Source organism: Pedobacter jejuensis (genome assembly GCF_003725795.1).
Lineage (GTDB): Bacteria > Bacteroidota > Bacteroidia > Sphingobacteriales > Sphingobacteriaceae > Pedobacter > Pedobacter jejuensis.
The window spans coordinates 85,554-104,441 of record NZ_RBEE01000011.1 but is presented as its reverse complement, the minus strand read 5'-3'; the positions used below and the strand labels follow the sequence as shown (position 1 = coordinate 104,441).

Genomic DNA, 18,888 nt, shown 5'->3' with positions numbered 1-18,888 from the left:
AAAAGAAAACCTTATTTTTAGGGGTGGTAACTTTTAAGAGATATTTGCTGATGCTTTTCGTTTTGTGCTGTAATCAATTGCAAGCACAAAAAGTTGGTTTGGTTTTTAGCGGAGGTGGTGCTAAAGGTTTGGCGCACATTGGTACGTTAAAAGCATTAGAAGAAAATCATATCCCGATTGATTATATTACCGGAACATCAATGGGAGGCATTGTTGGGGCCATGTATGCGGCAGGCTATTCTCCGGCTCAGATAGAAAAAATTGCTACCAGCGATGAATTCCAAAACTGGGTTAATGGCAAATACACAAGTGATTACACCTACTTTTTCGAAAAAAATGCACCAAATGCATCCATGCTTACCGCAAAGGTTGCTATTGATACAGGTTTCCATTTTAGCTTCCGTTCTAATTTAATTAATGATATACCGCTAAACTTTGCTTTCCTGGAACTGTTCTCTCAAGCATCGGCAGTTTCAAAAGATAATTTCGATAATCTATTTGTACCCTTTCGGTGTATGGTTGCCGATGTGCTTTCGCAAAAAAGTATAACGGTAAGTAAAGGCAGCTTGGCTGAAGCGGTAAGAGCTACCATGACGGTTCCAATTATTTACCGACCTATTAAACTAGATGGCAAGTACGTTTTTGATGGTGGCTTATATAACAATTTCCCTGTTGATGTGATGGAGCGTGATTTTAAACCCGATTATGTTATCGGGGCAAACGTTTCTTCGAAAACATATAATGAGTATCCGAAAAACAATGATGACCGTTTGATGAACCGATTTCTTGTTTTTATGTTTCTCTCCAAATCAGATTCGACCATGGTTGGTAAAAATGGTGTTTACATTCAGCCAGAACTGGCCAATTATAGCATTACCAATTTTTCTCCGGTAGAAGATTTAATAAAAAAAGGCTACGATGCCACTATGGCTGATATGGAAAAAATTAAAGCACTTATTAGCAGGCGTGTTAGTGATGAAGATTTAGCGAAGCGAAGAGAAAAATTTAATAAGAAAAAACCCGATTTCAGATTTAGCAACATTACGGTTAGTGGTGTAAATGAACAACAAAAACGATATGTAGAACGCCTTTTTAAAAGTGATAAGGAAACTTTTAACTTACAGGATATTAAAAGAGGATACTATAAGTTGGTGGCCGACCAAACCTTCGAAACCATTTACCCAAAAATTGTTTATGAGCCAGCAACTGATAACTACACTTTCGAAGTTGTGGCCCAACCAAAAAAGAGTTTCAAACTCGATTTAGGAGGTAATATTTCTACCCGGCCCATTAGCAATGTTTTCTTGGGTGCACAATACAATTATCTAAACCGTAAAGCCTATACTTTTGGAACCAGTTTTTATTCAGGCCGTTTTTACGAATCAGTACAGCTTAGCGGCCGGATAGATTATCCTACAAAATTGCCTTTGTTTTTAGGTGCAGAATTAACTTACAATCACTGGAATTATTATAATACCAGCCAGATTTTTATCGAGAATCCCCAACCAATTTATATCGACCAATCTGATAGAAAGATTGATATTACGATGGGTGTTCCTTTAAATTATAATACCAAAATTGTACTTCACTCTGCGTTTATAAACAACAACGATAGGTATAGCCCTAATAATTCATTCTCTGCCGGAGATTTGCTCGACCAAACCATTTTTAATGGCTTTAAAGGTTCTTTAAACCTGGAGAAAAGTTCTCTAAACCGAAAGCAATATGCAACCCGTGGACAAAGCTTTTTATTGAGTTTCAATTTTACCACCGGAAGAGAGAATTATAATCCTGGTAATATTTTTAGAAATACGGTACCGCCAAATACTATAAAATCTTCAACCAATTTAAGGCAGTGGATTGGCATAAAGCTAACTCAAGAAAATTATTTCTTCCACTACAAAAAATACACTTTGGGTTATTTGATTGAAGGTGTAATATCCAACCAACCATTATTTAATAATTATTATAGCACATTATTGGCATCGCCTGCTTTTTATCCATTACAAGATAGTCGTTCGTTGTTTTTAGATAAGTTTAGGGCATCTACTTATGCTGCAGGTGGGATTAAAAATATTTACAGTTTGAGAAAAAATTTAGACTTTAGATTAGAAGGTTATTTATTTTTGCCTCATAAAGAATATGAATTAAATAATTTGCAAGATGCTGCATACGCAAAGGCAATCACTAAACTTAGATATGCAGGTACCGCTGGTTTAGTATATCAAACTCCGGTTGGGCCAGTAAGCTTTAGTTATAATTTATATAACGATGCAATTAAAAGAAATGGTGTATTATTGCACATTGGCTATTTGATTTACAACAAACGCTCTATAGAATGAAACGAGGATTTTTATTATTTTTTTTATGCTTAACAGGCTTTTTTGCTTCTGCCCAAACAGCAGCAATTAACAATTTTTTAGTTAAGGAAAACTTATTAAAGAACAGTAAATTAGCCATAATAGCTGCAGATTCGTTAGATAAACCAAATGAAAACATAAATGGTATATACACATTTAGTGTAAGTGGCTTTACCCAAAGCCTTAAATTTAATGATGGGATTGCAGTACTTCCATTACCAATAGAGCGCTCTACTCTTGTCTACCTAAAACACCAAAACGATACTGGTACGCATGGAAAATTGGTATATGTTTATAAAAAAGATAACGATTTAACGCCTTATGCAATAAATAGTTTATTGCTTTTTATCATTCCTATAATACTGGTAATACTAGCTTTTGCTTTTAGAAAACTGATAATTTTTATTGTAATTATATTTTTAGTTTTTGTTTATTTTAACCATAGCAATGGCTTAAACATAGGTACGTTTTTCGAAAGCATATTTGATGCATTGAAAGGTTTATTTTAAAGATGCCCTTAAAACGGCATACCTATACCAAAATTATACTGAAGGAAACGATAGGTATCAGGACCATGTGTTGCATTGTAGGCATTTTTAAAGTCTCTTCCGCCTGATAAAAATTTACCAATTACCCACTGGTCTGAACCAGAAAATTGTGGGTCTTTTAGTTTTAAACCAATATCAAATCTAAATACAAAATATTGCACATCATATCTTAAACCAACACCTGTTCCAATGGCAAGTTGCTGAACTAGCTTGCTTAGCTTTAACATTTTTTCTTCACCTTCATCGGCATTTAAGTTCCAGATATTTCCTGCATCAACAAAAGCTGCACCCTTTAAAACGCCACCAAAAAATTTCCTGAAAACAATATTACGATATTCAAAATTGGTTTCGATTTTTAAATCTCCCAATTGATCAAGTCCAAACACGGCTCTTCTTATCGTATCAGAAGCCAATGTTGCTCTGTTATAATTTCCAGGACCGATAGTTCTGGCTTGCCATGCCCGGATTCCACTTGAACCACCTGCAAAAAATCTTTTCTCAAATGGCATAAATACTGAGTTTCCATAAGCATAAGCAACGCCAGCATTCATTCTAGCCACAAACTGCCGGTCTCCGCCTAAATGCTTATAATATCTAATATCTAATTCTGGCCTTATATACTGGTTATACGGCAAACCTAATATTTTGGCATAATCACGCTCTAAAGAATCAGCATCTAAAAAATTATTTGGATTATGCTTTCTATTATTAAAATTTGATACCGCCTGTAAAAGATTGCCCGCAATGTCTATTCCACCTCGTAAATACACAAATGTTCTTAACTGATTTAGTTTATCTGCATTTAAGGTGTACGTATATTTCATCCCTAAAGTCAAATCTTTTCTTGCCAATAAAGTAGAGTAATAAAGGTTATTTTGAACGGTATTTAAATCAATTGAAGGATCTAAATTACCGAAACGGTACTCAAAATTTAATGGCGTAAATGAGTGTAGTTTTGATTTAGTCTCAACCCAATCGTACGTAATGGAATTAATAAAAATATTTCTTACGGATACATCTTGTTGTAAAGCATAAATATAACTAGATGAAAAAGTTGTATGCGGCATACCGTTTGAGCCTAGTGTTGGCTTATAAAAAGGTATAAGCAACCGAGGAACAGTTATACTTGCACTAACCGAAAAATCTCTTTGATAGATATCTTTAAAAGGAGAAGCACCGTTACCAATTCTAGATTGTAATCCGCCTTTAATTTGAAATTCAAATCGTTCTGCTCCTCGAAAAATATTATTGTTTGTATAGGTATTACTTAAATTAAATCCAACGGTACCACCATTAAACGGCACTTCGCCTTCTACCCTGTTGCTCATCACCTTTTGCGGCGTTAATAAAATAATTGGATTTACTTTATTTGACGTACTATCTGGATTATAATAATCAATTTTTACGTTTTTGAAAATGTTCAATTCATATAAACGGTCGTATGTAAGATTCTCATTTCTAATATCATACCCTTCACCTTTTTTTAAGAAATCGTATCGAAGTATTGGGTTTCGTCTGTATCGTTTCGATAAATCGGTAAATGAAATACCTCGTGTGGTATCTCTGTTTACATAATTACGCAACGAATCTGGAAATCCTTCCGGACTAGGTGCAATAATCATGTAGGTTGTACCAATGGTGTATTGCTTATGATTTCCGTTCGGAGGGTTCGTAATATTCATACGTAAATCAACGTTTTTTACATCTCTTGTTTCAATCACATCAAAATTTACAAACGGACGGAGGAAACTGTAAAATCCATTTTCTTTCATTACCCGATACACTTGCTCACGCTCGTATGATAATGAATCCGAATCGTACTGCATACCTTCATGTAAGTGTGTAAATTTCGGTTTTTCGTTACGATACGCAGTTCTTACCGCAGGTGTAAAAATAGAATCACTAAGGTTACGAATAAAAGATGCCGGACCAGGTTGTGCCTTAAAATTAACTTCGGCCTTTTTATCTTCTATCTTTATGTTCGATGTAACTTTAGCTTGAAAATATCCCTTTCCTTTTAAAAATTTTTCAATCTGCGTTCTTGATATTTCTACTAAAGTACTATCTAAAATTGCCGGTGGCGTACCAAAAGGTTTAATATCGGTTGTTTTATATCGCCCATCTTTAGTGTTAAATAGATTATAAAGCGGCACGTTGATACTAAAAGATGATGATGGACGGATGTCTTTCTGAACATAATTGTAAGCCTCTTCTTCAAACTTAGCATCAATACTATCAATGGTAACCTTTTTAACGATGGCTTGATAATCAGGAATGTATTTTGTTGATGAACAGGCCTGAATTAAAACAATAATAAATAGTAATATTGCAACACTTTTCAGTTCAGAATATTTAAAGGATTTGTATGCTTTCAAAATCTCAGATTAGTTTTATTAAGTCGTTACATCAAAAAAAATATCGCAAAGAAAACGGATTATTTCTGGTTGAAGGTCTAAAATCTATCAAAGAATTCTTACAATCTACCTACCAAATTCAAACAATATTTTATACTGGCGAACAATTTAGTTTATTACCCAAATTGCCAGCAAATATAAACTTATTTGAAGTAACCAACGCTGAATTAGATAAGATTAGTGCCTTACAAGCGCCACAAAATTTTTTAGCCGTTATTCATATTCCTGAAACAGTACCTGCAGATTTAAAATACTTTAAAAATCAGTTTACGTTGGTGCTCGATGGCATTCAAGATCCGGGTAATTTAGGAACCATAATTCGTACCGCCGATTGGTTTGGCTTTAAAAATATAATCTGTTCAGAAGATTGTGTAGAAGCTTATAATCCGAAAACTGTACAGGCAACAATGGGTTCTTTAGCAAGGGTAAATATTTACTATGAAAATCTTCCTAAGCTTTTAGCAAATAGTAACATCTTGGTATTTGGAGCCTTGTTAGATGGCAACTCAATTTACAAAACCAATTGGGGAAATGAAGGATTAATAATTTTAGGCAATGAAGGAAAAGGCATAACGCCAGAAGTTATTGCAAAGATAAATCAACCCGTTACCATCCCTAGATTTGGAGATGCAGAATCGTTAAATGTAGCGGTGAGTGCTGCAATATTTTGCTCAGAAATTGCCAGAGCTAAAAATTAAAAGGATAATTTGTTAGATAATATTTGTTAGCTAAGTATAAATTGCTATTTTTGCAGCCTTGAATTTAAAGGTCGAGTGGCCGAGTGGCTAGGCAGAGGTCTGCAAAACCTTCTACAGCGGTTCGAATCCGCTCTCGACCTCCATTTGTACAAATAAAATAATTAAAAGGTTATTACCATGGCAGTTACCAGATTAAAAAGAAAAGACAGAAGAAATAAAAACTTTGCACAACAAGATGTAGATTTTTTAAAAAGAGCTACTAACATCGAATTAGGAAGTCGCTCAGCACAACCTAAAAACGACCAATTGGCTAAAAACAATGCTGTTTTAGCTGGATTAGCAAAATAGTTTTTAAAATTCTTCTTTAAAGATTTAAAGCATCCTTCTGATCAAAGGATGCTTTTTTTATGCTTAAAATTTGGATAGATTTGAATAGATAAACTTTATACCATGAATATCCAAGAAACGCTTAAAACACTCGAATCATTAAGTGATGAAAAGGTTAAAAAACAGCATCTAAAAATCGGCGCTCGGGATAATCTTTTTGGAGTAAAAATGGGCGACATCAGGAATATCGCGAAAAACATAAAAACAGACCATGCTTTGGCAATTCAGCTTTGGGAAACCGAAAATATTGATGCCCGAATGCTAGCCATATTGATTCTCAATCCCAAAGAATTATCGGCTAATGAGATAGAAAAAATGGTAGCTTCAGAGCAGTTTACCTGGGCTGCAGATTGGTTCTATAATTATGTAATCAAAGACTATGCTGAAAATGAACAGTTTAGAGAGAGGTGGATGAACGCTGAAGACGTAATGTTGGCCCGTGCGGGTTGGAGTTTAACAAGTGGAAGGTTAGCCAGAAATCCGGAAGGAATAAATATTGCCGAGTTGCTTACCCGAATAGAATTGGAAATGCCAAAAGCTGCACCAGAAGTACAGTGGACAATGAATTCGAGTTTAGTACAAATTGGAATCTATCACGAACAATTTCGAGCGCAAGTAATAGCACTTGCCGAAAAACTTGGAGTTTACAGAGATTACCCGGTTTCTAAAGGTTGCACTTCGCCATTTGCTCCAAGTTGGATAAATGCAATAGTAAATAAGAAGAAATAAGTTTAATTTTTATAGAACCAAAGATTTACAAATCTCTTTAATTAACCCCGGACCTTCATAAATAAAGCCCGTATATAATTGAACCAAAGCAGCACCAGCGTCTAATTTTTCTTGCGCATCTTTTGCAGAATGGATGCCACCTACACCAATTATAGGAAAAGCCCTATTTGATTTCTCTGACAAGTATTTAATCACTTCAGTAGAACGATCTTTAACAGGTTTGCCGCTTAAACCACCAGTTTGTTCAGCTAATGCTTTCTCAGTAGCTAAATTTTCTCTGCTTATTGTTGTATTGGTGGCAATAATACCTGCAATATTGGTTTCTGCAACAATTTCAATAATATCATTTAGCTGTGCATCCGTTAAATCAGGAGCAATTTTAAGTAAAATCGGTCGAGAAATATCATGCTTACGATTGCGCTGTTGCAATGTGTTTAAAATATTTTTAAGTGGCTCTTTTTCTTGTAGTTCGCGTAATCCGGGTGTATTGGGCGAACTTACATTTACCACAAAGTAATCCACAACATCAAATAACCTATCGAAACACTTAATGTAGTCGTTAACGGCATCTTCATTAGGTGTAGCTTTATTTTTGCCGATGTTTCCGCCAACAACAATATCCGGATGTTTATCTTTTAGCAAACGCAAACGTTCTGCCATTACATCAACACCTTTATTATTAAAACCCATTCTGTTAATTAACGCTTCATCATTTGGCAAACGAAACATTCGTGGTTTATCATTTCCAGGTTGTGGCATAGGGGTAACCGTACCAACCTCTATAAAACCGAAGCCTAAATTGCTAAGGGCTTCAACATATTCGCCATTCTTATCAAAACCTGCGGCTAAGCCAACCGGATTTTTAAATTTAATTCCAAAAACTTCTTTCTCTAAACCTTTAATATGAACGTCGAAACTGCTGCGAATAATGGTTTTGCCTAAAGGAAATTTATCATTAAACCATTTTAACCGCTTAACTACAAAGTAATGAACGTTTTCTGGGTCAAATTTGAAGAATATTGGTTTAATAAGGCGATACATGCAACGAAGATAAATAAAATATGGAAAAAAATGTAAGATGGAAAATAGAGATGGAAAATGGATTATGGATTATTGAAAAAATGTAAGATGGAAAATGGATTATGGAAAAACCATCAGCCTAGTTGGAAATTCGAAAGATTACTAAGCGCCTACTCTTTCCAATCTTAAATTATCAAATTGCATCTCAATTTATAATAAATAACACCTCACATTTTCCACCTTTACATCACGATATTTTACATCAATTAGTATGCTGCTGTAAACTGCTCTTGATGGTGAGTGTTGTTTTCCAATTCATCAACAATTACAATTGCCAAATCTTCTACAGATAAAATTGATCGTCCTTCTTCATTAAATACCGGAGATGTTTTTCCTAAGCGATATTTCCCTGTTCTACCAGTTGTAATTCCTTGGTGCATTTCAATTGCCGGACTAAAAAATACCCAATCCAATTCCTTTTCTTGTTTAAGTGTTTTGTAATAATCTCTTACTGCAGATGCTCCAGGATAAATTTCCTTTGGGAAATGAGGTCCATCTACCAATTGCTTACCATCAATTTGCAAAGTACCAGCACCACCAATAAAAATGTATCGGTTTACACCCGATGCCTTAACTGCTTTTTGAATTGCCTCCGCTCCTTTTATGGTATCATCATATAAATTTGGGTTTGTCCACCCTGCATTAAATGCACTTACAATAGCATCCGATCCGGTAAAAGCAGCAGCCAATTTTTCTGTATCCAATACATCTACTGCAACTTTCGTTACATTAGCATCTGTGATGTCAATCTTATCGGTATCGCGGGCTATCGCAATTACTTCATTTCCACGATTTAAAAGTTCGTTTAAAATCGCCTTGCCTACAAATCCTGAGGCTCCTATTACTGCTACTTTCATGTTATTTATTTTATAGTTTATATATTTTAAATTTAAATTGTAATACTAATTATTACAGTTTAGTACAAAAAAATTTATTTAAATTTTAATGCAAAATCTGCTAATGTTTGTTTTGATAAATTGTTTATCAGAGCGTTTTCAGCATCGTTATAAAGTTCATTTAAATGCTGGTTAATTTGTTTGCCAACAGGGCATTTTGGGTTTGGTTCATTTTTACTTTGCCCTAAAATTGTATTGGTTTTCACCGCATTATAAACCTCTGCAAGGTTTATCTCTTTAGCATCTTTGGCTAAAAAAGAACCACCACCTTTTCCCTCTTTACTACCTACAAAGCCATGCTTGCGCAGGTTCATAATCTCTTTCCGCACCAAAACCGGGTTTATATTTATGCTACCAGCCAAATATTCCGAACTCACAACATTCCCATTCGCTTCATCAAGCAACGTTAAAATATGTAACGAAATAGGAAACCGGCTATTGCTCATTCTGTAATTATTTTTATTACAGTACAAATGTAAAAAGATATTTTTGAATTCAAAATTTATTTTTACGAATAGTTATTCGAGCGAAGTGGAGAAATCTTTCAACCCTATTCCTCGTTCTGTGTCTCCACAGACCGAAACCAAAATTATATAATTAGTTGTCTGTGAGGACACTGGGCATGGAAGATTTGAATAAATATCACGAATTCATAAATTTTAGAAGAGCAATACCTGAAGCCTTTATTATTGTTCGTCCCGCTATCTCTCCAAGTCCTCATCCTCGTTCCTCGTCTTCCGGGCTTTCCGTTCTATCGGGTCTAGTTAACTCTTGCTCCTGCAGTATTAACAGTTGCATAGATCCTACCGTCATTTCGAGCGTAGCCGAGAAATCTTTGAACCTTGGAATAGCATCTTTTCGAAATTTATTTACTTATTAATAACCACCCTTAAATTTTTCAATTCTGCAATAGCGCATTAATTTGTGCATACTGTAAAAGCATAATGGTTTTACCATCTTTAATTTCTCCTGTCGAAATCATATTAACAGCGTCTCTAAATGACATTTCCAAAACCTCAATATTTTCCTGCTCATCGTGATGACCGCCACCTTCGCCAACTTTCATTTCTTTATCGTATTCTGCAACAAAAAAATAAAGTATTTCGGTTACCGAACCCGGCGACATGTACGCTTCAAAAACTTTTTTAACATCTTTAATTTTATAACCCGTTTCTTCTTCTGTCTCACGTTTTATGGCCGTTTCAGGATTATCCAAATCAAGCAAACCCGCACAAGTTTCGATAAGTAAACCGCTTTCATTGCCATTAAGATAGGTTGGCAAACGAAACTGACGAGTTAAAATAATGGTTTGATTTGCTTTATTGTAAAGCAAAATGGTAGCGCCATTCCCTCTATCATAAGCCTCACGATTTAAAATTTCTTTTGTTCCATCCTTTTTTAAGTACTCAAAAGTTATCTTATTTAAAGTGTACCAATTATCCGAAAGAACTTCTTTACTTATAATTTTAATATTCTTGTTATTCATTGTCAATGTGCTTTGAATTCAAATGTATAATTATTTTTTATTCCCATTAAATAAAGAAATGGCAATCTTAGTTATGGAAATTTAACATACCTACGATTACAAACTTTTGTTTTTAAACCTGATTGTCGTGTAAACCAAAAGCTTTTTTCAGCTTTTGTTGGAACAGAAAGCAGGTGGAAACTTTAATAAAATCTTCTGGCAGTGCTTTCTAAAAAACTATAAACCAAAATTGAAATTCTTCTCTCATCCTATTTGACTTTCGACATAAAATAAGCTTTAAAATTTCGTACTTTTGCAGCCGAAATGATTTCAATAAATAATTTAACATTCCTAATTGGCTCAAGGGCCTTATACGATGAAGCAAATTGGCACATTAAACCTGGCGATAGAGCCGGATTAATTGGCGCCAATGGAACGGGAAAATCGACACTTTTAAAAATAATTGTAGGCGAGTACGCACCAACATCTGGTACGGTTTCTATGTCTAAAGATTTAAAAATCGGCTACTTAAATCAGGATTTACTTTCTTACGATTCGCACCATAGCATTTTACACGTGGCCATGGAGGCTTTTGAGCGCCAAAACCAACTGCATGATGAAATTGAAGAACTACTCAAAAAAATCGAAACAGATTATAGCGAGGAAATTTTATATAAATTAAGCGATAAACAGCAAGAATTTGAAGCTTTAGATGGTTACAACATCGAATATAGAGCGAATGAAATTCTGGCTGGTTTGGGTTTTAGCACGGCCGATCAGCTACGTCCACTAAATACATTTTCTGGAGGATGGCGCATGCGTGTTATGCTTGCTAAAATCTTATTGCAAACACCAGATATTTTACTGCTGGATGAGCCGACCAACCACATGGATTTACCATCTATTAAATGGCTAGAAAACTATTTAATGGGCTTTGAAGGTGCAATCGTTATTGTATCTCACGATAGGTATTTCTTAGATAAGATTGTGAACCGTACGGTTGAATCTCGTAAAGGAAAATTAAATGTTTACGCAGGAAACTACAGTTTTTATGTAGAGGAAAAAGCCCTGCGTGGAGAAATACAGAAGGGTGAATTTAAAAATCAGCAAGCTAAAATTAAGCAGGAAGAGCGTTTGATTGAACGATTTAAAGCGAAAGCATCAAAAGCAAAAATGGCGCAATCGCGTATGAAAGCTTTAGATAAAATGGAGCGTGTGGATGATGTTGATGATGATAACCCAACCGTAAATTTTGCATTTAAATTTTCTAAACCATCTGGCCGACATGTGGTTAGAATTGAACATGCTACGAAACATTACCCAAATGTTCATATTTTGGAAGATGCTGAAGCGGTAATTGAGAAAGGTGATAAAATTGCTTTGATTGGTGCAAACGGTAAAGGAAAATCAACTTTATTGAGGATGATTGCAGGCGCAGAAAAATTTGATGGCTTCTGCGAAACCGGCCACAATGTTACCACAACGTTTTTTGCTCAGCATCAGTTAGAATCATTACACTTAAACAATTCTATTTTAGAAGAGTTGCAAGCTTTTGCTCCCAAACATTCAGATACCGAATTACGTGGTATTCTAGGTTGTTTTCTGTTTACCGGAGATGATGTTTTCAAGAAAATTAAAGTTCTTTCAGGTGGTGAAAAATCGCGTGTAGCTTTAGCAAAATCACTAACTACAGATTCTAACTTTTTAATTCTGGATGAGCCGACCAACCACTTGGACATTCAATCGGTTAATATTCTAATACAGGCATTACAACAGTTTGATGGTACATTCATTGCTGTTTCTCACGATAGGTATTTTCTGGATAATGTTGCCAATAAAATTTGGTTTATCGAGGGTGAAAAAATTAAACAATATCCAGGAACGTATGCAGAATACGAAGAGTGGAACAGCAAACGCGTAATTCCTGCTTCGAAACCAATTCCTATTAAAGTTCCTGAAAAGGAAAAGCCAGCTGAAAAAATTGTTACTCCAAATGCAGCAAATCAGTTGAAAAAGCTTAATGATGAATTAAAGAAATTAGAAACTTTAATTTCAGAATTGGAACAAAATGTAAAAGATATTGAAGCTGAATTGGCTGATGAACATGTTTATGGTAAGCCTGATAAATTAGCTGAAGCAAATAAAAGGTATCTTGCTGCTAAACAAAATTTAGATACTCACCAAAATAATTGGGAAACACTGGCCGCCGAAATAATGGAGCTAGAAGGTTAAAATTTTTCTACAGCGTAATTAAAATATTAAACCGCAGATTTTGTCTGCGGTTTTTTTTTGTTAATTTTTTGCCACAGAAACACTGAAGACACAGAATTAAAGATTACATTTTCCGTGATAATCTGCGTTTCTGTGGCAATTTTTCATATTATTTTTGCTACAGAAACACTGAAGACACAGAATTAAAGATTACATTTTCTGCGATAATCTGCGTTTCAGTGGCAGTTTTATTCTTTGCCACAGAAACACTGAAGACACAGAATCAAAGATTACATTTTCCGTGATAATCTGCGTTTCTGTGGCAGTTTTATTCTTTGCCACAGAAACGCAGAAATCACAGCAGAAAGAGAATTATATTTTCTGCAATGAACCTTTTAATCTTTGGTTAATACTCTGTACTTTTATCCATGCACAAAATAATATTTTCCATTTTATTTTTCATCTCTACCCTAACCTTTGCCCAAACTGATAAAAATTTTACCAACGAGAATAAAATTTATCTTCCAAATATTAAAACAGTGCTTTGTTCCAATAGCAATAAGGAGCAAAGTATTCCGGTGATATTATTAAATTCACAAGAAACTATTAATTTTTCTTTTGATGATTTATTGGCTGGAACAAAGAACTATTGGTACACCGTAGAACACTGCACTTTTGATTGGAAAACATCACAAATATCTAGTCTGGATTATTTAGATGGTTTTGCAGAAGATAGGATTATCAATTACCGCTATTCATCAAACACTACGAGAAAATATACCCACTACGAATTAAGCTTGCCAAACAGCCAGGTTAAACCCAAAATCGGTGGTAATTATGTGCTGAAAATTTATGAAGATAATGACAAAAGTAAGCCGGTAATATCTCAGCGTTTTTACATTTTAGATAGCCAGGTGGGTATAGCAGCAGAAGTAACCAATTCAATGCAAGTTGCCGACAGAGACAAGAAACAGAAAATAAACTTTACCATCAATCACTCAATTCCGATTCCAAATCCTTATCAGGATTTAAAAATTGCTGTGATACAAAATTTTAATTCAAATACCGTACAAATCAATACCCGCCCATCATTTGTTCGACCAAACCAATTGGTTTATAACGATTTAAACACAAACGATTTTTTAGGCGATAATGAATTTAGAAAGTTTGATACGCGTAGTATCCGTTTTAAAGGCGATAATATTCGAGATATATTTCGTGATAAGGAATCTGTTAGTGCAATGTTGTTTCAGGATATTTCTAGAAATACCGGAACATTTGCCAATCAACTGGATGAGAACGGAAACTTTTTTATCAGGAACACAGATGGCAGAGATGACAGAACAGAAGCTGAATATATAAGTATGCTATTCACGCTAAATACATCAGCACCCACTACAAATGGCGAAGCTTATGTAATTGGAAGATTTAATAATTATAGCCTTAGTAAAGAAAACAAATTGTTGTACGATGCCGAACGAAAACAGTTTTATGCGAGTATTTTAATGAAACAAGGTTTGTATGATTACGAGTATGCCTGGCTTGATAAAAACACAAATACGGTAACTACAACACCCTTTGAAGGTGCATTTTTCCAGACCGAAAACACTTATCAAATATTTGTTTATTATCGTCGCCCTGGTGCCAGGTGGGATACTTTAATTGGCTATACGAATTTGAGCAACCGAATTTTAGATAAAAGATAATGCTATAACTTATTCTTTGAGATATATCTTTCCACACAAAAAATAAGCCTGTCTGGTGCAAAATAATTTGCCAATCCCGACAGGCTCATAAAGTTATTTGATTAAAATTTATCCTTCTATTTTTAAAATCCAAACTGAAACGCTACCTGCGTTGCAATGAAATGTTGCCCATCCATTTTCATTGATGGTTACTTCCTGTTCGCGATGACCTAAAGCATCGATAAAAGTTTTACCGGCAAATTTCTGCCCAACTTCCATGTCTTTAAATCCTTCGTCGCCATTGCTTAACAATACTGCCAATCCACTATTTTCATGTTCATCATCGCCTTCACGGGTCCAGCCAACACAATTGCTATGGTCGAAATAATCTCTTTGAAAACCATACGCTAAACCAGCACGAATTTTACTCATGGTTTCAATATCTGGTATCGAAGCTAAATCGATGTGCACATCTTCACCCTCAGGGTTTTTATCATCATAAATTCCTCCATAAATATCAGGGAAGAAAATACACGGAATGCCTTGCTCTCGTAATAAAATAATAGCATATGCTAATGGTCTGAACCAAAATTCTACATAAGATTCTAATGCTTGTAAAGGTTGAGAATCGTGATTATCTACAAAAGTAACTGCCAATTCAGGTTTAATTTGAATCAATGATTTATCAAAAATGGTTCGCATATCAAACTGATTTGCTTCCTGGCTGGCTAGATAAAAATTATGGTGCAATACAGAATCAAAAATCTGAGTTCTGCCACCAGTCATGTTGATGTATTCCAACTGACCATCTACTTCGACTACATTCCAATCTTCGGCAACAACAAAAAATTGCCTATCATATTTTTGATTTAAATGATCAAGCCACTCTACAATAAACTTAGGGTTTATGTGTTTAACGGCATCCAATCTAAATCCATCCACTTTTGTGGTTTCTACAATCCATTCGCCCCAATAATTCAATTCATCAATAACAGCTTGATTACGATAATCAATATCATTGTACATTAAATAGTCATAGTTACCATTTTCCGTTGAGGGAACATCTTCAAAACCCTCACCCAAATGATTTTGGATGGAATATATAGCTGTTTGTTTCAAATCTTCTGCCCAATCTACACCACTGAAACATAAATGATCCCAAATAAATTCTGAATATTTACCTTTTCTACCAGGGAATGTAAATTTTGTCCAAGCTTCAATTTCAAAAACATCACTGGTAAACTCGTTTCTATTATCTTCACTTACAGTTCTTACTTTTACTTTTTCCAACTCATCACCGCCGGCTTTATGGTTAAAAACAATATCTGCTATCGCGGCAATTCCGTTATCGTGTAAAGCATCAATGGCTTTTATGTATTCATCTTTTGTACCGTACTTTGTAGGAATTGCCCCTTTTTGGTCAAATTCACCCAAATCAAATAAATCGTATACTGCGTAACCAACATCATAAGGTGAGTTATTGGATTTATACGCTGGCGGTAACCAAACCGATGTGATACCTAATTCTTTTAAATGTGCTGCCTCGTTGGCAACTTTAGTCCATAAGTTTTGCTCTTCATTATAATACCAATGGAAATATTGGATAAGCGTTTGATTTTGCATTATTCTACAATTTTTGCTAAGATAACATGATTATTCCTGAATTGTTTTTTAGGAAATGTTGACTGGAAGTAAATTGGGGAAAGGTAAAATTTGTATAACGTCCGTTATTTTTCGCCACGGAGACACTGAAAGCAAAGAAGAAAAATTGGTTTCCGTGATAATCTGTGTTTCTGTGGCAATTATTCTTTATAGATATGTTTTTTGCCACAGAAACAATGAAAGCACAGAAGAAGAATTTGGTTTCCGTGAAAATCTGCGTTTCTGTGGCAATTCTTCATATTATTTTTTTACCCCAGAATCAAAGATTACATCTTCTGTGATAATCGGCGTTTCTGTGGCATTTTTTATCTTATTTCTTTACCACAAAAGCAAAAAATTGCGCTTTTAATGCACCTTTTATGTACTTTTGCGCTCGATTATGAGTTTGAAAAAGAAATTTGTTAAAGAGAGTTTTACAATAATGAACGAATTGGTATTGCCAAATGATACCAACACGTTGAACAATTTGATGGGTGGAAGATTGTTGCATTGGATGGATATTGCCGCCGCAATTTCGGCTCAAAAACATTGTAATCGTATTGTAGTTACTGCATCTGTAGATAATGTTTCTTTTAAACATCCTATAAAACTTGGTGATGTGATCACCATTGAAGCAAAGGTAACCAGAGCTTTTAATACATCTGTAGAGGTAAGGCTTGACGTTTGGGCTGAAAACATTCCGAGTGGTGCACGCCAAAAAAGTAATGAAGCCTATTATACTTTTGTTGCTGTTGACCAAAGCGCAAGAACCATCCCAGTTCCAGAAGCCATACCAGAAAGCGTTGAAGAAATTGAACTTTTTGCTGGCGCACTTCGCCGCAGGCAATTGCGTTTAGTTTTGGGTGGTAAAATGCATCCTGATGATGCAAATGAACTGAAGGCTTTATTTTTTAAAGCCTAAATTTTACAATAATTTTCTTTGTGCTTAGTGCTATTGTTTTATTTTAGCAAACATCAATCGCTAAGATATGACAACATATACCATCCTTATTATTTTAAGCGGATTAGTAATTTTCTCTTATCTGTTTGATTTAGTGGCCAATAAAACTAAAATTCCTTCAGTTTTATTGCTGCTATTATTGGGTATAGGTTTACGCTTACTTGTTGACAACCTAAAAATTCAGACGCTAAATTTCCTTTCCATACTACCAACTTTAGGTACGGTTGGTTTAATACTTATTGTTTTTGAGGGTTCACTTGAATTAAAGTATGATAAGGAAAAAAATAAAATTATAAGAAGCGCTTTTTTTTCTGCACTGACCATTCTGCTTGGTACAGTAACCATAATTACCCTAATTATTTACCAAATTAGTTATGCAAATTTGTACACGTGTATTGCCAATGCAATTCCGTTTAGTGTTATCAGTTCAGCAATTGCAATTCCATCCGCGGCTGCACTAAACAAAGAAAATAAAGAATTTGTAATTTACGAATCTTCCTTTTCAGATATTTTAGGCATCATAACTTTCAACTTTGCCATTACCAATCATTCCATCACTTCATCATCTTTTATTGGTCTTGGCTTAAGTACTTTTCTGGTTATTTTATTGTCGGCCATTGCTTGCATTGTGTTGATTTACATTATGGGCAAATTGGTTCATCACATTAAGTTTTTCCTTATCATTTCGATATTGATTTTAGTATATGCGATTGGTCAATCTTACCATTTATCCTCACTTGTATTAATATTAAGTACTGGCTTATTTTTGAATAACGCAGACACCATTCAAAATTTATGGTTTAGGAGCACATTTTTGTACAAAAATTTAAGCGCAGATTTATCTCAATTGTATCAGCTTTCTGCAGAAAGCGCTTTTATTCTCCGTACCTTTTTCTTTGTAATTTTTGGCTTTACAATGAACATTCAGGAGTTGAACGACAAACCAATATTGGCAAACGGATTTTTCATTTTAGCAGCCATTTATGGCATTCGGTTTTTCTGTTTAAAAGTATTTAAAAACGGCAGCATTTCGCCCATTGTATATATTGCACCAAGAGGCTTAATCAGCATTTTGCTCTATTTTAACTTACCAAATTCGCTTAAAATACCTCAAGTTGGTACTTCATTTCTATTTCTAGTGGTTTTAGGTTCGAGTTTAGTTATGACGGCAGGGCTAATGTTAAGCAAAAAGAAAGCTGTAGAATTGAATCATTAACTAACTGCCCATTTCTAATATTTTATCGAACTCTTCGGCCTTTAATGGCATAACAGATAATCGCCCCTGACGAACCAATGAAATATCTTTAAGACTTTCTTCTGCTTTGATTTGCTCTAACGAAACCGGATTTTTTAAGGCTTCGACAGGAACCAAATCTACAACAACCCAATTTGCATCCTCAGTTGTTGGGTCTTGGTAAAATTCTTTTACAACCTTAGCAATACCAACAACATTTTTACCTTCATTGCTGTGGTAAAAAAGCACCAAATCACCTTCTTTCATTTCTTTTAGATTGTTTCTAGCTTGATAATTACGCACACCATCCCAAAAGGTACGACCATCTTTATTAAATTTTACCCAGCTGTATTTAAACGGTTCTGATTTGACTAGCCAATGTTTCATGTAATTTATTTAAGCTTCGAATTTAAGAAATATCAAAACATTGTGAAGGGAAAAATTAATCATTGATGAATTATAAATTCAGCTATGAAGCTGTAGAGTAGTTTTGAGGAAAAAACACCCCAATAATTATCTGCAATTTTAAAATAAATGTGTTATAGATTGATTTAGAAACATTTTTTAGTATGGCATTCC

General features: G+C 34.6%; 16 protein-coding genes and 1 tRNA gene. 10 read left to right on the top strand and 7 right to left on the bottom strand.

Annotation, left to right across the window (positions count from 1 at the left end):
* Positions 1-50 precede the first annotated feature (50 nt).
* Together D7004_RS06945 and D7004_RS06940 are read left to right on the top strand one after the other, a co-directional pair.
* Positions 51-2,342 carry a patatin-like phospholipase family protein gene (locus D7004_RS06945; RefSeq protein ID WP_123205150.1) on the top strand — a complete coding sequence of 764 codons (2,292 nt, stop codon included), beginning with the start codon at positions 51-53 and terminating at the stop codon, positions 2,340-2,342.
* Positions 2,339-2,869 (top strand): hypothetical protein, encoded by a 531-nt coding sequence (locus D7004_RS06940; protein WP_123205149.1) that lies wholly within the window; start codon positions 2,339-2,341, stop codon positions 2,867-2,869. The genes D7004_RS06945 and D7004_RS06940 overlap by 4 nt, the downstream gene beginning before the upstream one ends.
* 8 nt (positions 2,870-2,877) lie before the next feature.
* On the opposite strand, the gene tamL is transcribed toward D7004_RS06940, so the two are convergent.
* Complete coding sequence (gene tamL / locus D7004_RS06935) at positions 2,878-5,283, bottom strand: translocation and assembly module lipoprotein TamL (RefSeq protein ID WP_123205148.1); 2,406 nt, start codon at positions 5,281-5,283, stop codon at positions 2,878-2,880.
* On the opposite strand from tamL, the gene D7004_RS06930 reads away from it, so the two are divergent.
* The 4 genes from D7004_RS06930 to D7004_RS06915 all read left to right on the top strand — a co-directional run bounded on the left by D7004_RS06930 (position 5,274) and on the right by D7004_RS06915 (position 7,136).
* Positions 5,274-6,020, top strand: coding sequence for a TrmH family RNA methyltransferase (locus tag D7004_RS06930; protein ID WP_123205147.1), 747 nt, complete (start codon positions 5,274-5,276; stop codon positions 6,018-6,020). The genes tamL and D7004_RS06930 overlap by 10 nt on opposite strands.
* Positions 6,021-6,089: 69 nt before the next feature.
* Positions 6,090-6,163 (top strand) — tRNA-Cys (locus D7004_RS06925).
* A gap of 34 nt (positions 6,164-6,197) precedes the next feature.
* The gene (locus D7004_RS06920) at positions 6,198-6,368 is read left to right on the top strand and encodes a spore protein (protein WP_123205146.1); all 171 of its coding nucleotides are present in this window, start codon (positions 6,198-6,200) and stop codon (positions 6,366-6,368) included.
* Positions 6,369-6,470: 102 nt separating this feature from the next.
* Complete coding sequence (locus tag D7004_RS06915; RefSeq protein ID WP_123205145.1) at positions 6,471-7,136, top strand: DNA alkylation repair protein; 666 nt, start codon at positions 6,471-6,473, stop codon at positions 7,134-7,136.
* Positions 7,137-7,145: 9 nt separating this feature from the next.
* Here the strand turns inward: D7004_RS06915 and D7004_RS06910 are convergent, their stop codons facing one another.
* The 4 genes from D7004_RS06910 to nudK all read right to left on the bottom strand — a co-directional run bounded on the left by D7004_RS06910 (position 7,146) and on the right by nudK (position 10,598).
* Positions 7,146-8,177 carry a quinone-dependent dihydroorotate dehydrogenase gene (locus D7004_RS06910; protein ID WP_123205144.1) on the bottom strand — a complete coding sequence of 344 codons (1,032 nt, stop codon included), beginning with the start codon at positions 8,175-8,177 and terminating at the stop codon, positions 7,146-7,148.
* A gap of 245 nt (positions 8,178-8,422) precedes the next feature.
* Entirely contained in the window at positions 8,423-9,073 is a 651-nt protein-coding gene (locus D7004_RS06905; RefSeq protein ID WP_123205143.1) for an NAD(P)-dependent oxidoreductase, read from the bottom strand.
* A gap of 74 nt (positions 9,074-9,147) precedes the next feature.
* On the bottom strand, positions 9,148-9,558 hold the full coding sequence (locus tag D7004_RS06900) for an Rrf2 family transcriptional regulator (protein WP_123205142.1): 411 nt from the start codon (positions 9,556-9,558) through the stop codon (positions 9,148-9,150).
* 452 nt (positions 9,559-10,010) lie between these two features.
* Complete coding sequence (nudK, locus tag D7004_RS06895; RefSeq protein ID WP_123205141.1) at positions 10,011-10,598, bottom strand: GDP-mannose pyrophosphatase NudK; 588 nt, start codon at positions 10,596-10,598, stop codon at positions 10,011-10,013.
* Between the two features lie 303 nt (positions 10,599-10,901).
* Here nudK and D7004_RS06890 point away from each other — a divergent pair, with 303 nt between their 5' ends.
* Positions 10,902-12,809, top strand: a complete 1,908-nt coding sequence (locus D7004_RS06890) for an ABC-F family ATP-binding cassette domain-containing protein (RefSeq protein ID WP_123205140.1) — start codon at positions 10,902-10,904, stop codon at positions 12,807-12,809.
* Between the two features lie 407 nt (positions 12,810-13,216).
* Entirely contained in the window at positions 13,217-14,494 is a 1,278-nt protein-coding gene (locus tag D7004_RS06885; protein ID WP_123205139.1) for a type IX secretion system plug protein, read from the top strand.
* 108 nt (positions 14,495-14,602) lie between these two features.
* Here D7004_RS06885 and D7004_RS06880 read toward each other — a convergent pair whose 3' ends face one another.
* The gene (locus tag D7004_RS06880; protein ID WP_123205138.1) at positions 14,603-16,096 is read right to left on the bottom strand and encodes an alpha-amylase; all 1,494 of its coding nucleotides are present in this window, start codon (positions 16,094-16,096) and stop codon (positions 14,603-14,605) included.
* A 418-nt stretch (positions 16,097-16,514) separates the two neighbouring features.
* On the opposite strand from D7004_RS06880, the gene D7004_RS06870 reads away from it, so the two are divergent.
* Complete coding sequence (locus D7004_RS06870; RefSeq protein WP_123205136.1) at positions 16,515-17,036, top strand: acyl-CoA thioesterase; 522 nt, start codon at positions 16,515-16,517, stop codon at positions 17,034-17,036.
* Between the two features lie 67 nt (positions 17,037-17,103).
* Positions 17,104-18,291 carry a cation:proton antiporter gene (locus tag D7004_RS06865; RefSeq protein WP_123205135.1) on the top strand — a complete coding sequence of 396 codons (1,188 nt, stop codon included), beginning with the start codon at positions 17,104-17,106 and terminating at the stop codon, positions 18,289-18,291.
* Here D7004_RS06865 and D7004_RS06860 read toward each other — a convergent pair whose 3' ends face one another.
* Positions 18,292-18,696 carry an EVE domain-containing protein gene (locus D7004_RS06860; protein WP_123205134.1) on the bottom strand — a complete coding sequence of 135 codons (405 nt, stop codon included), beginning with the start codon at positions 18,694-18,696 and terminating at the stop codon, positions 18,292-18,294.
* Positions 18,697-18,888: the final 192 nt, after the last annotated feature.